Source organism: Streptomyces sp. T12 (assembly GCF_028736035.1).
In the GTDB taxonomy this organism is placed as follows: domain Bacteria; phylum Actinomycetota; class Actinomycetes; order Streptomycetales; family Streptomycetaceae; genus Streptomyces.
Genome location: NZ_CP117866.1, coordinates 2,686,164 through 2,698,460 on the forward strand (window position 1 = coordinate 2,686,164; position 12,297 = coordinate 2,698,460).

At 71.9% G+C, this 12,297-nt stretch carries 11 protein-coding genes; 5 read left to right on the plus strand and 6 right to left on the minus strand.

Features of this window, described 5'->3' with window-relative positions; all coding sequences use genetic code 11:
- Nucleotides 1-567 precede the first annotated feature (567 nt).
- The 3 genes from PBV52_RS11935 to PBV52_RS11945 all read right to left on the minus strand — a co-directional run bounded on the left by PBV52_RS11935 (nucleotide 568) and on the right by PBV52_RS11945 (nucleotide 2,907).
- Nucleotides 568-960 (minus strand): DUF3040 domain-containing protein, encoded by a 393-nt coding sequence (locus PBV52_RS11935; RefSeq protein WP_274238306.1) that lies wholly within the window; start codon nucleotides 958-960, stop codon nucleotides 568-570.
- Between the two features lie 292 nt (nucleotides 961-1,252).
- The gene (locus tag PBV52_RS11940) at nucleotides 1,253-2,023 is read right to left on the minus strand and encodes a bifunctional 2-polyprenyl-6-hydroxyphenol methylase/3-demethylubiquinol 3-O-methyltransferase UbiG (protein ID WP_274238307.1); all 771 of its coding nucleotides are present in this window, start codon (nucleotides 2,021-2,023) and stop codon (nucleotides 1,253-1,255) included.
- Between the two features lie 311 nt (nucleotides 2,024-2,334).
- On the minus strand, nucleotides 2,335-2,907 hold the full coding sequence (locus PBV52_RS11945) for an SAV_6107 family HEPN domain-containing protein (RefSeq protein ID WP_274238308.1): 573 nt from the start codon (nucleotides 2,905-2,907) through the stop codon (nucleotides 2,335-2,337).
- Nucleotides 2,908-3,074: 167 nt separating this feature from the next.
- Here PBV52_RS11945 and PBV52_RS11950 point away from each other — a divergent pair, with 167 nt between their 5' ends.
- The 5 genes from PBV52_RS11950 (at nucleotide 3,075) to PBV52_RS11970 (ending at nucleotide 9,255) form a co-directional block, all read left to right on the plus strand.
- A complete protein-coding gene (locus PBV52_RS11950) occupies nucleotides 3,075-3,905 on the plus strand; it encodes an ATP-binding cassette domain-containing protein (RefSeq protein ID WP_274238309.1) in 831 nt (276 codons plus the stop codon).
- The gene (locus PBV52_RS11955; protein ID WP_274238310.1) at nucleotides 3,877-5,961 is read left to right on the plus strand and encodes a YhgE/Pip domain-containing protein; all 2,085 of its coding nucleotides are present in this window, start codon (nucleotides 3,877-3,879) and stop codon (nucleotides 5,959-5,961) included. Before PBV52_RS11950 ends, PBV52_RS11955 begins: the two co-directional genes overlap by 29 nt.
- Before the next feature lie 23 nt (nucleotides 5,962-5,984).
- Nucleotides 5,985-6,614: a TetR/AcrR family transcriptional regulator gene (locus PBV52_RS11960; protein ID WP_274238311.1), complete on the plus strand. Its 630-nt coding sequence runs from the start codon at nucleotides 5,985-5,987 to the stop codon at nucleotides 6,612-6,614.
- Between the two features lie 435 nt (nucleotides 6,615-7,049).
- On the plus strand, nucleotides 7,050-7,664 hold the full coding sequence (locus PBV52_RS11965; RefSeq protein ID WP_274238312.1) for a DUF4126 domain-containing protein: 615 nt from the start codon (nucleotides 7,050-7,052) through the stop codon (nucleotides 7,662-7,664).
- A gap of 79 nt (nucleotides 7,665-7,743) precedes the next feature.
- Nucleotides 7,744-9,255, plus strand: a complete 1,512-nt coding sequence (locus PBV52_RS11970) for an NAD(P)/FAD-dependent oxidoreductase (protein ID WP_274238313.1) — start codon at nucleotides 7,744-7,746, stop codon at nucleotides 9,253-9,255.
- Nucleotides 9,256-9,305: 50 nt separating this feature from the next.
- Here the strand turns inward: PBV52_RS11970 and PBV52_RS11975 are convergent, their stop codons facing one another.
- The 3 genes from PBV52_RS11975 to thiE form a co-directional block, all read right to left on the minus strand.
- On the minus strand, nucleotides 9,306-10,292 hold the full coding sequence (locus tag PBV52_RS11975; protein WP_274238314.1) for a hypothetical protein: 987 nt from the start codon (nucleotides 10,290-10,292) through the stop codon (nucleotides 9,306-9,308).
- A 57-nt stretch (nucleotides 10,293-10,349) separates the two neighbouring features.
- On the minus strand, nucleotides 10,350-11,273 hold the full coding sequence (gene metF, locus PBV52_RS11980; protein ID WP_274238315.1) for a methylenetetrahydrofolate reductase [NAD(P)H]: 924 nt from the start codon (nucleotides 11,271-11,273) through the stop codon (nucleotides 10,350-10,352).
- A 307-nt stretch (nucleotides 11,274-11,580) separates the two neighbouring features.
- Entirely contained in the window at nucleotides 11,581-12,243 is a 663-nt protein-coding gene (gene thiE / locus PBV52_RS11985; RefSeq protein WP_274238316.1) for a thiamine phosphate synthase, read from the minus strand.
- Between the last annotated feature and the right edge of the window lie 54 nt (nucleotides 12,244-12,297).

Sequence of the window (12,297 nt, forward strand, 5' to 3'; positions counted from 1 at the left end):
GGGCGGCCCCGACCGGGCGGAACGCGGAGCTGGTGCGGACCCTGCGTCGGGGGCACAAGCCGGAGCGGGCAGAGGTCCGGACGGAGCCCCGCACGGGCCGAGGGCGAGGGGGCGGCTGAGGTCTGGGCGGCCACCTGAGGTCAGCTCGGCCGAGGTGGCCAGCTCAGGCCTGCGGCGAGAGGTCGTGGGGGCGCTGCTTGTGGCCGACGGCGACACGTCCTGGGACACTGCTCCGAGCCCGAGGCGACACCTCGTGGGACGCTGCTTCGGGCCGGAGGCAAGGAGTTGGCCTCATGCCGCACGCCCCGGAGTCGCTGAGCCGGACCTTGTCCGAGCTGAGGAATTGGCCGAGTCCGTTCGCTCGGGAGGGGCGTCACCCGGTCAGTTCAGGACGTGCTCCGCCACGTCGCCCGGCCCGCCTGCGGCCCTGTCGGCCTTCGGCTCCCCGCCCTCTGGGATCCTGTGCCGCCCCAGCTCTCCCGCCCCCAAGCCGTACCGGGACATACATCAGGGGGTGGCCACCGAGTCGGTGGTCACCCCCTGCGTGTCCAGGAGCTGCTCGTAGAGCTAATGGCCGCCCTGTTCGTCACGGCGGCGCTGCCAGCGCTGCTCGATCCGGTCCATCATGGAACGCTTCTGACGGGGCTGTCGGCGGGCCTGCGGGCCGCCGGCAGGCTGTTCGCCCGGCTTGGGGGCCTTGCGCCAGCCGGTCACGGCGAGTACCGCACAGCCCAGCATGACCAGGAAGCCCACCACGCTGAGCCAGACCTGCTTGGCGACCATTCCTGCCATGAGGAGCGCGATACCTACGAGGAAGCCGGCGACCGCCTGGTAGACCCGTCGCCGGGTGTACGTGCGCAGCCCGCTTCCCTCAAGCGCTGTCGCGAACTTGGGATCTTCGGCGTACAGCGCTCGCTCCATTTGCTCGAGCATTCGCTGCTCGTGCTCCGAGAGCGGCACGGAGTCCTCCTCATCGTGCAGTCGCCGGGGCGACCCGGGGGGTCCCTTCAGGATAGGCAGGGAATCGCCCCCGTGAAACCCGCCCCTCTACGCCAATTGGCCAACCGGGCTCCGCCATGGACATCCCGACTCGCTGAGATCTGCATTCCCCAGCAGCCGACCCGTCATGCCGGAACGGTCTCCCTCGATCATACGGCGCTGGGCGCCCGATCGGGGGGCCTGTGGCGTACTCCATGTGCAGCCAAGCCCCTGATCAACGGCGCGCCCGTGCGGTCCGCTCACGGAGGACGGCTCAGGCCTCGGCGGTCTCCCGCGTCTCGCCGAGCACGTGGAGCTGCGTGGCCACCGAGTGGAAGGCGGTCAGCTCGGCCGCCGCCTCCTCCAGCTTCAGCAACGCCTCCAGCGCCCCGGGCTCGGTGTCCACCAGCACACCGGGGACCAGGTCGGCGAAGACCCGCACCCCGTGCACGGCACCGACCCTCAGGCCCGCACCCTCGACCAGCCCGGTGAGCTGATCGGCGGTGAAGCGGCGCGGCACCGGGTCACCCTGGCCCCAGCGGCCGTCCGGGTCCTCCAGGGCCTGCTTGGCCTCCTTGAAGTGACCGGCGAGCGCCCGCGCCAGCACCGCACCGCCCAGGCCTGCGGCGAGCAGGCTGAGGACGCCCTCGGCGCGCAGGGCGGCCACCGCGTTGCGGACGCCCTCGGCGGGGTCGTCGACGTACTCCAGGACGCCATGGCACAGCACGACGTCGTACCCGCCGCGCTCGACCACGTCGAAGAGGCCGTGGGCGTCACCCTGGACGCCCCGCACCCGGTCGGCCACGTCGGCCTCGGCGGCGCGCCGCTCCAGGGCGAAGAGGGCGTTCGGGCTGGGGTCGACGACGGTGACGCGGTGGCCGAGCCGGGCGAGGGGCACCGCGAAGTTGCCGCTGCCGCCCCCGGTGTCGAGGACGTCGAGCGCCTGGCGCCCCGTGGCCTTCACGCGGCGGTCCAGGGCATCCCGGAGGACTTCCCAGACCACGGCTGTTCGGAGGGCGGCGCGGGGGCGCATCGGGTCCGACACGGCAGTTGACTCCTCGGCGCGGCACCGCCACTTGCACGGCGGAGCGATCGGGCTGCCTGCCCGTCCCGGGGCACGGGAGCGGGAAGGCTTCAGGCGCCCTCCACCCTATTGCCTACGGCAGCCCACCCGGCCCTCGCGGTGCCGCGCGACACCGCCCGTCCCGCCCGACGTACAGCAAGCGCGGACAGCAAGCGCGGACAGCAGGGGCGGACACCGTGACGGGGACGCGGACACGGCGACGGCGACGTGGACACGGCGACGGGAACGGGCGGCCGACCGAGGCTTCGCGCCCCGACACGGCCGTTTCGCCGTCAGCCCGCGTCCGGCATGTCCTCGCGCGCGTGACGCGAGCCGTCGGTCCCGTCCGCGTCGGTGTCCGGTCGCGGCTGTGGCAGAACCGGCTGGAGTACCAGCATCCGCTCGACGAGGCGCAGGAACATCGCCACGTCGCGTATCAGGTCGTCGGCGTCCCGGCGGCTGGCCGCGCCCTGGATGCCCGCCTCGGCCCGGGCGCGGCGCCGGGCGCCCGAGGCGAACAGCGCGCTCCACTCGGTGAGTTCGGGCGCGATCTCGGGGAGCACTTCCCAGGCGCTCCTGATGCGGGCCCGGCGCCTGGAGGCGGGCTCGGGGCGCCCGCGCGCGGCGAGGACGGCGGCGGCGGTGCGCAGGGCGGCGAGGTGGGCCGTGGCATAGCGCTCGTTCGGCGTTTCCAGAACGGCGGCCTCGTCCAGTCCGGCACGGGCCTGGGCGAGCAGGTCGAGGGCGGCGGGCGGGGCCGTGGTCCGGCGGAGCACGGGGTGCACGTCGCTCGCCGGGCCGGTCAGTGAGGGGGCAGGGCCGGTGGCGCGGCGCCGGTGGGCGGCTGCTGCGTGATAGCTGGCCATGACGAACCTCCTGTCGTCTGTGTGACGGCACGCCCTGATACGGGATGCCGTATGTGCCCATCGTGGGGTATGGCACTGACAATCCGTTCTGACCTGGGCTTTTGCTTCGATCGCGAGTTCGCACTAACTTTTGCACTGACCAGTCAGTTCAAATTGAGGGGGCAGGGATGGGGGGAACCGTGGCCGGAGTCGGCGTCACGGCCCTGGGCCTCGGCCTCGAAGGGCCCCGCGGATGGGCATTCCGCGGGGTCTCCTTCGAGGCGGAGCCCGGCTCACTGATCACGATCGAAGGGCCGTCCGGCACCGGACGTACGTGCCTGTTGCTGGCGCTCACGGGACGGATGAAGCCCACCGAGGGAACCGCCACCGTGGGCGCGGCCGGGCTGCCCAAGCGCATGGCGGCGGTGCGGCGCATCAGCGCCCTGGCCCACGTTCCGGGTGTGACCGACCTGGACCCGGCCCTGACCGTCGCCGAGCACCTCCGCGAACGGGCGCTGCTGCAGCGGCGGTTCGGCGACTCGTGGCGCGGGCTGCTGCGCCCGCGTGCCGAGCGGAGGACCGACGCGCAGGCGCGGATCGACTCCGCGCTCACGGCAGCGGGCCTCGACCGGGACTCGCTGCCCAAGGGCTCCCGTACCGCCGTACGCGATCTGGAGCGTCTGGAGGCGTTGCGGCTGTCCGTGGCGCTGGCCCTGATCGCGCGCCCGCGCGTGCTCGGTGTCGACGACACCGATCTCAAGCTCTCGGACGCCGAACGGGCCGAGGCCTGGGCGCTGTTGAAGTCCGTCGCAGAGGCCGGGACCACGGTCGTGGCGGTGTGCAGCGAAGCCCCCGACGACAGCGTCAAGGTGTCCACGGCCTCGGAGGCCGAGGCCCGGAAGGGCGACGCCCAGGAGGCCGATACGGCGTCCGCCACCCAGGAATCCACGGACACCGACGCACCCGAAACCGACGGAAAGGAGGCCACCGATGCGCTCGCCCAGGCTGGCCGCGCTTGAGCTGAGGCGCTTCGGCCGGGGGAAGCTGCCGCGTGCCGCGCTGGTCGCGCTGCTGGTGCTGCCCCTGCTCTACGGCGCCCTGTACCTGTGGTCGTTCTGGGACCCGTACGGCCGTCTCGACCGCATCCCCGTGGCGCTCGTGAACGACGACAAGGGGGCGACCGCCGACGGGAAGAAACTCTCGGCGGGCGACGACATCACCAAGGGGCTGCGCGAGAGCGACGTCTTCGACTGGCAGGAGGTGAGTGCCGCCGAGGCCGAGAAGGGTGTCGAGAACGGCACCTACTACCTGTCGCTGACCATGCCGGCCGACTTCAGTGCGCGGATCGCCTCCAGCGCGGGCGACTCGCCGGAGACGGGCGCCCTTCAGGTGCGTACGAACGACGCGAACAACTACATCGTCGGGCAGATCTCCCGGACGGTCTTCAGCGAGGTGCGCGAGGCCGCCTCCACCAAGGCGTCGCGGTCCTTCCTGGACAGGATCTTCGTCTCGTTCTCCGACATCCACGGCGCGACGGTCAAGGCCGCGAACGGCGCCGACAAGCTCGAAGGCGGCATCGGGAAGGCGGAGAAGGGCTCCAAGGACCTCGCCGACGGGCTGAAGGACGCCAAGAAGGGCAGCGGCAAGCTGTCCACGGGCCTGAAGAAGCTCAACACGGGCGCCGGTGACCTGGAGAGCGGCTCCAAGCAGGTCGCCGAGGGTACGCAGACGCTCGCCGACAGGGTCAACGGAGTCGACAAGAAGATCGGCCCCTTCCTCCAGGACAACGAGAAGACCATCGGGGACACCGCCCGGCTGGTCGCCGACACCTCGGGGGCGATCCGCAACAACCTCGACGACCTGGTGGAGCACGCTCCGGGCGCTGCCAAGGGCGCCCACGCGGCTTCCGACGTGCTGAACGCCGTCTACAAGGCGCGCTGCGAGGACGCCGTACTGCCCGACCCGGCCTGCTCCGACCTGAAGAAGGCCAAGAACTCGGCCGCGGACGTGGCGACGATCGCCGACGACCTCAACACACTGATCACCGACCACGACGGCGATCTGAAGAAGCTCGACAAGAACCTCGCCACCCTCCAGAAGCAGTCCCGGGCGCTCGCCGACCGCGCGCCCCGCCTCTCCGAGGACCTCGACGACGCCGTCACCAGAATCAACAAGCTGAACCAGGGTGCCGCGAAGGTCGCCGCCGGCGCCAAGAAGCTGCACTCCGGCCTCGGCACGGCCGGGACCGGCGCGGCGGACCTGGACACCGGCGTGGGTCAGCTGAAGTCCGGCGCGTACGACCTCAACGGCGGCATGTACAAGCTCGTCGACGGTTCCGGGAAGCTGTCCGACGGGCTGCACGACGGTGCCGAGCAGATCCCCGACTACGACAAGCAGGCCCGCGACCAGCGCACCGAGGTCATGGCCGACCCGGTCCAGCTCGTCTCCCGGGACATGCACAAGGCGCCCAACTACGGCACCGGTTTCGCCCCGTACTTCATCCCGCTGTCCCTGTGGGTGGGCGCGATGGTGGCGTACATGTTGATCGCGCCGATGAACCGGCGCGCGCTCGCCGCGGGCGCCACGGCGTGGCGGGTCGCGCTGGCCGGCTGGCTGCCCGTGGTGGCGATCGGGGTGCTGCAGACGGTGGCCCTGATGTCGGTGCTGCACTGGGCGGTCGGCCTTCAGATGGCACGGGCGGCCGGGACGGTGGGCTTCCTGTTCCTGGTCACGGCGTGCTTCGCGGCGATCGTGCAGTGGCTGAACGCGCGCTTCGGGGCGGCGGGGCGGATCCTCGTCCTGGCCCTGCTGATGCTGCAGTTGACGTCCGCGGGCGGCACGTACCCCGTACAGACCAGCCCGGGCTTCTTCAACGCGCTCCACCCCTTCCTGCCGATGAGTTACGTCGTGGAGGCGCTCAGGAGGCTCATCACGGGCGGCGGTCTGGAACCGGTGTGGCACGCGTGCGTGGTGCTCGTCGCCTTCACCGCGGCCGCCCTCGCGCTGACCGCGCTGTCGGCCCGTCGCCGGCAGGTGTGGACGCTCGACCGGCTGCACCCGGAGCTGACCCTGTGAGCGCGCGCGGCACAATCGGGGCCATGGAAAGCAGCAACGCCGCGTCGGGCGGCAGCACGCGCCGTGAGGCCACCCGGCAGAAGCTCTACGAGGCGGCCGTCACACTCATCGCCGAACAGGGCTTCTCCGCCACCACCGTTGACGAGATCGCCGAGCGGGCCGGGGTGGCGAAGGGCACCGTCTACTACAACTTCGCGAGCAAGTCGGTCCTCTTCGAGGAGCTGCTGCGGCACGGCGTCGAACTCCTCACCGCCTCCCTTCGGGAGGCGGCCGAGAAGACCGAACGCGACGGCGGCAGCAAGGTGGACGCCCTGGACGCGATGATCCGGGCGGGCCTCGTCTTCATCGACCGCTACCCGTCCTTCACCCAGCTCTACGTCGCCGAGCTGTGGCGTACGAACCGGGCCTGGCAGTCCACGCTGATGGTGGTGCGGCAGCAGGCCGTGGCGGTCGTCGAGGGTGTGCTGCGCGAGGGTGTGAAGAACGGCGAGTTCAGCGAGGAGATCGACGTCGCGCTGACCGCCTCCGCACTGGTCGGCATGGTCCTGGTGGCCGCGCTGGACTGGAAGTCGTTCCAGCCGGAACGCTCCCTGGACGACGTGCACGCGGCGCTGTCCCGGCTGTTGCAGGGCCGGGTGAGCGGTCGCCGCTGAAGCGGCGGCGTCGCGCACACCGCAGCGTCGGGCGCATACGAAAGCGCCGGTCCGAAAGTGGCCGCGTCCCCCGCGGGCCACTCTCGAACCGGCGCCTTCTCGTGCTCCCCCGTGTCCCCCGTTTTTCCTTTCCCCGTACTCCCCCGTACTCCCCCGTGTCCCCCGTCGGACCCCCGTTCGGTCGTTCCCCCGGGTCCCCCGGTCTCGCTCCCGCCGACGCCGGGTCGGCGGAAGGAGCGGATCCGGGGTCGCTCCGTTCCGGCGCCCCGTGTCGCCGGTGCCGGAGCCGATCCCCTTCTCCGTGCCTCCACTCTCTCGTTCACGCAGGTCGGGGCCCATCCGCGCGCGTACTCATCTCACCGGCTAGGTACGCGTACTCAGAGCTGCGCACTCACCCTCAGGACCCTCCGTTGCCGACTGGTTACGATCGCCTCCGTGTCGATACTCCCTTTGGTGTTCACCAGCGGCTGGGCCAGCGGCGTCAACGCCTACGCCGTGGTGCTGTTGCTCGGCGTCTTCGGCGCCACCGGCCTGAGCGACGAGGTGCCCGAGGCACTGCAACGGCCCGATGTCCTGATAGCCGCCGGCGTCCTGTTCCTCTGCGAGGCCGTCGCCGACAAGATCCCGTACGTGGACTCGGCCTGGGACTCGGTGCACACCGTGATCCGGCCGGTCGCGGGCGCGGTCGTCGCGGCGCTGCTCGCCGGGCAGAGCGGGTCGCTGCCCGAGCTGGCGGCGGGCGCGGTCGGCGGCTCCACGGCGCTCATGAGCCACCTGGTCAAGGCCGGGACGCGGATGGCCGTCAACACCTCGCCCGAGCCGTTCAGCAACATCGTGGTGAGCCTCGCCGAGGATCTCGGCGTCGGGGCCCTCATCACCCTCGCGATCTTCTACCCCGTCGCCGCGGCGGTCGTCGCGGGCGCCCTGCTGCTGGCCGGACTGCTGCTGCTCTTCTTCCTGGTCTCGCGGATCCGCCGCTTCCGGCGCCGCAGAGCCGAGCGCCGCGAGGAGAAGCGCCTCGCACAGGCGGTGGGGCAACGCCCCGGCTGAGCCGGCGAGCGGCTTCCACGCCGAGCTTCCACCCGAGGTCAGCGAGCCGCTGTCAGTGGCGGCCTATAAAGTCCCACGCATGGCACGGATTGCGGTGATCGGCGCCGGGATGGGCGCGATGGCGGCCGCTGCCCGGCTGGCCGTCGCGGGCCACCGGGTGGCGGTGTACGAGCGTACGGAGACGTACGGCGGAGCGGTGCGCCGCTTCGAGCGCGACGGCTTCGGCTTCGACACGGGCCCCGGGCTGCTCCCGCTTCCCGCCGTGTACCGCGATCTGTTCATCAAGACCGGCAAGGAGCCGCTGGAGGCGTGCGTCGAGCTGGTCCAGGTCGACCCGTCCGCGCGGCACGTCTTCGCGGACGGCACCGAGGTCCGTCTGCCGAACGCCTCGCGCGCGGGCGTGGTGGCCGCCCTGGACGAGGCGCTGGGCGCCGGGACCGGCGACCGCTGGGGCGACTTCCTGGTCCGGGCCCGTGAAGCCTGGGACCGGACGCGCAGGCCGCTGCTGGAGGAGCCGCTGTGGCCTAACTGGCAGGTGCTGGCCGAGCGCGAGCCCTATCCGGCGGTCCCCCACAAGCGACTCCTGCGCACCCGCCGGGCCGGCACGCTCGCCGAGGTCGGCGCGTGGGAGCTGCGCGATCCCCGGCTCATCGCCCTGCTGGAGAGCCACGCGCTCGCGTACGGCCTGGATCCGCGCGAGACCCCGGCGAGCGCGGCGGTGCTGCCGTACCTGGAGCACGCCTTCGGGACCTGGTATGTGCGGGGCGGCATACGGGAGTTGGCGCGGGCGGTGTACGAGCGGTGCGTGGCCCGGAAGGTCGAGTTCAGCTTCGGTGCCGAGGTGGTCGGGGTCCTGGAGAAGGACGGCCGGGCGGCGGGATTGGAGCTGGCCGACGGGTCGACGGCGGAGGCCGACATGGTCGTCGGGACCGGACCGTGGCGCCTGAGCGACCTGGTGCGCGGCCGCGAGCTGTACGAGGCGGAGGAGGTCGAATCCCACCCCGAGGGCAGGTCCCCGGGCCGGGTCGTGGTCTGTCTGGCGCTGCGCGGCGCGCGCGAGGCGGGCACCGCTCACCGCACGGTGGTGCACGCATCGGACCGGCAGGCCGAGTGGGACGCCTTCGGGCTCGGTGAGCCGCCCGCGCACCCGACGGTCCGGATCGACCGCCCGGACGACCCGGCGCTGCGCCCCGACGACGGGCATGAGTCCGTGGTCCTCACGGCCACGGTGCCGTCGCAGACGCTGTACGACTGGACCGCGGCCGGTGCCGCCGACGCCTTCGCGGACCGCATGGTGACGGCCGCCGAGCGGGCGATACCGGGACTGCGCGGGCGGACGCTGTGGCGCGAGGTCCGTACGCCGGTGGACACCCGGAGGGAGACGGGGGCCGAGGGCGGCGGGGTACCGGCGCCGGCGCTGGCGGCAGCGGAGGGGACCTTCCTGCGTCCGTCCAACAGCACCCGCATACCCGGCCTGTTCACGGTCGGCGGCTGGTCCCATCCCGGCGGCGGACTCCCCCACGCCGGTATGTCGGGCACGCTGGTGGCCGGGCTGATCGTGGAAGGGCCGGAGTTCCGGGGCTCACAGTGAAGCCCGCGACGCCCGCACAGGGCGTCTCGCGATAGGCGCTGGGCGAGCTGTCAGAAGCGGTACTGCTCGTCGTACCCGTTCCCTTGGCTCTGGCCCTGCTGCTGGCCATTGTCCTGGTACGGGTACTGCTGCTCGGGCGGAAGCTCGCCGCCGTACGCCTCGTCGGTGCGCTGCTGCGGGACCCAGACGCCGCCGGGAGGGGTCTCGCCGTAGGTGCCGGTGGCGTACTGGTCCTGGCTGTAGCCCTGCTGGCCGTACTGCGCCTGACCGTAGGCGTCGTAGGAGGTGTTGCCGTAGGTCTGGGTGCCGATGTACGGGTCGGAGTAGGCGGCGTACTGCTGCTGGCCGGTGGCGTCGTAGCCGTACTGCTGCTGGTCGTAGCCGGAGTAGCCGTCGTAGGCATAGCTCTGGTCGGCCGTGGCGTACTGGTCCTGGGGCTGGCCGGCGGCCGCGTAGTTCTGGTCGGCGGCGGCGTAGGCGGGGTCGCTGTATATGCCGTACGAGCCGGTGTCCTCGGGCAGGGGCTGCGGCTCGTAGACGGCGTTCGTCTCAGCGGTCGCGGGCCGATCCTGGCGCGAGGGGGTGAAGACGTCGTCGCGGTCGTAGTCGTCCTGGCCGTAACCGGCGCCGCCCTGGCCGTAGTTGGCCTCGTCGTGGCCGTACGTGCCGTCGTGGCCGGTGAAAGCGCCCTCGGTCGCCTCGAGGTCGGAGACCTCCAGGGTCGGCTCCTGGCGGTCGGGCTCGCCGCGGCGGCGCTTGACGGCGCCCAGGGGGCCCAGGGCCGGCGCGGAGACCGCCCAGCCGGCCGAGAAGCCGCGGCGGAACGACAGTGTGACGTAGGTCTGGCCGACCGCGAACGCGGCCGCGCCCAGACCGATGACGATGACGGACGGGATCAGTACCCCGACCACGACACCGAGGAAGCCGACGAAGGCGAGCAGTCGCCAGCGCAGGCGTGCCTTGTACTGCAGCAGCACCTCGCCCAGCAGCCACAGCGCGACGATGCCGAACGCGATGTAGAGGACCGTCCAGCCCATGTACGCCCCTCTCCCAGTGGCCGCCTACGCAGTGTGACGTACGCCAGTACGGCCGGTCTAGGCCTGCGGTGGGTGGTGCAGGCCCAGGTTTTCGTAGATTTCCAGTGTCGCCGTGGAGTTGTTGAGCGTGATGAAGTGCAGTCCGGGCACTCCCTCGGCCAGCAGCCGTGCGCAGAACTCCGTGGCGAACTCGATCCCGATCGAGCGTACAGCGGTCGGATCGTCCTTTGCTGTGAGGATCCGCTCTTTCAGGGCGTTCGGGAAGGCGGCGTTGGTGAGGGAGGGGATCCGCTCCAGCGTCTTCACGCTGGCGATCGGCATGATCTCCGGGATGATCGGGGTGTCGCAGCCGGCGGCCGACACGCGGTCACGCAAGCGCAGGTAGTCCTCCGGTTCGAAGAACATCTGCGTGATCGCGTAGTCCGCGCCCGCACGGCACTTGTCGACGAAGTGACGGACGTCGGCCTCCCAGTCGGCGGAGCGCGGGTGCATCGCGGGGAAGGCCGCGACGCCGACGCAGAAGTCGCCGGACGCCTTGATCAGTTCGACGAGTTCGGCGGCGTAGGCGAGGCCCTGGGGGTGCCGCACCCAGTCGCCCAGCGGGTCGCCGGGCGGGTCGCCGCGCAGCGCCAGCATGTTGCGGATGCCCGCGTCGGCGTACTGCCCGATGATGTTGCGCAGGTCGGCCACCGAGTGGTCGACCGCGGTGAGGTGGGCGATCGGCGTGAGCGTGGTGTCCGAGGCGATCGCCTCGGTCGCCTTGACCGTGCCCGCGCGGGTGGAACCGCCCGCGCCGTAGGTCACGGAGACGAAGTCGGGTCCGACGGCCTCGACCCGGCGCAGCGCGTTCCACAGGTTCCGCTCGCCCTTCGGGGTCTTGGGGGCGTAGAACTCGAACGAATACGTCGTCTTGCCGGTCGCGAGCATGTCGCGCACGGTACGAGCGTGGTCCGACCTGATGGATGCGGTGCCGAGGGCCATACTCGCAGGTTAGCCAGGGGTTCCCGGTCCCCCAACCGAATGCCGGACATTTGCCCGATTTGTCGGGTTGTTGTCCACGCCTTGGACAGTGTGGGCCATAGCGGGGGCCCACAGCGGCCAGGCAGAGCCCCTGAGGCCTTGGATCGAGGCCGACTGCCCACTGGCTGAGACGCGGGGGGCCAGAAGTGAGACGCGGTGCTCCAGGGGCCGGGCCGGCGGAACAGTCTTGGCGGGCCGAACGGGCGGAGGGGACGGCGGGCCAGCGGGAAGGCCTGCCCCCTCCCCTGCACCTGCCCGCAGCCGCTACCTACACCTGCCGCAGCCGCTTCGCGAACTCCGCCGCTGCCGCGCCCGGGTCGTCCGCCTCCGTGATCGCCCGCACGACGACGACACGGCGGGCGCCGGCTTCCAGCACCTCGTCGAGGTTGCCGAGGTCGATGCCGCCGATGGCGAACCAGGGGCGGTCGGTGCCGAGGGCGGCGGTGTGGCGGACCAGGTCGAGGCCGGGAGCGTGGCGGCCGGGCTTGGTGGGGGTGGGCCAGCAGGGACCGGTGCAGAAGTAGTCCACGCCTTCCTGGACGGCGGCCGCGCCGGCCTCGGACTCGGAGTGCGTGGAGCGGCCGACGAAGACGTCGTCGCCGAGGATCGCGCGGGCGGCGGGGACCGGCAGGTCGCCCTGACCGAGGTGCAGGACGTCGGCGCCGACGGCGTGGGCCACGTCGGCGCGGTCGTTGACCGCGAGGAGCTTGCCGTGCCGGGCGCAGGCCTCGGCGAAGACCTTCAGGTGCTCCAGTTCCTCGGCCGCCTCCATGCCCTTGTCGCGCAGCTGCACGATGTCGACACCGGCGGCCAGTACGGCGTCCAGGAACACCGCGAGGTCGCCCTGCTGCTTACGGGCACCCGTGCAGAGGTAGAGCCGCGCGTCGGCGAACTGGGTGCGGGCGGTGCCTGCGGTGGCGGTGTCGGACATGCGGTGCCCCCTGTGGTCGGGTTGCCGGGCGGGTGACGTCGGGCTGGTGCCGGA

What these genes read in the sequence shown, in the direction of transcription:
- PBV52_RS11945 (WP_274238308.1), bottom strand. Translation starts at nt 2,907, where the DNA reads ATGGCCAGCTATCACGCAGCAGCCGCCCACCGGCGCCGCGCCACCGGC.
- PBV52_RS11950 (WP_274238309.1), top strand. Translation starts at nt 3,075, where the DNA reads ATGGGGGGAACCGTGGCCGGAGTCGGCGTCACGGCCCTGGGCCTCGGC.
- PBV52_RS11955 (WP_274238310.1), top strand. Translation starts at nt 3,877, where the DNA reads ATGCGCTCGCCCAGGCTGGCCGCGCTTGAGCTGAGGCGCTTCGGCCGG.
- PBV52_RS11960 (WP_274238311.1), top strand. Translation starts at nt 5,985, where the DNA reads ATGGAAAGCAGCAACGCCGCGTCGGGCGGCAGCACGCGCCGTGAGGCC.
- PBV52_RS11970 (WP_274238313.1), top strand. Translation starts at nt 7,744, where the DNA reads ATGGCACGGATTGCGGTGATCGGCGCCGGGATGGGCGCGATGGCGGCC.
- PBV52_RS11975 (WP_274238314.1), bottom strand. Translation starts at nt 10,292, where the DNA reads ATGGGCTGGACGGTCCTCTACATCGCGTTCGGCATCGTCGCGCTGTGG.
- metF (WP_274238315.1), bottom strand. Translation starts at nt 11,273, where the DNA reads ATGGCCCTCGGCACCGCATCCATCAGGTCGGACCACGCTCGTACCGTG.
- thiE (WP_274238316.1), bottom strand. Translation starts at nt 12,243, where the DNA reads ATGTCCGACACCGCCACCGCAGGCACCGCCCGCACCCAGTTCGCCGAC.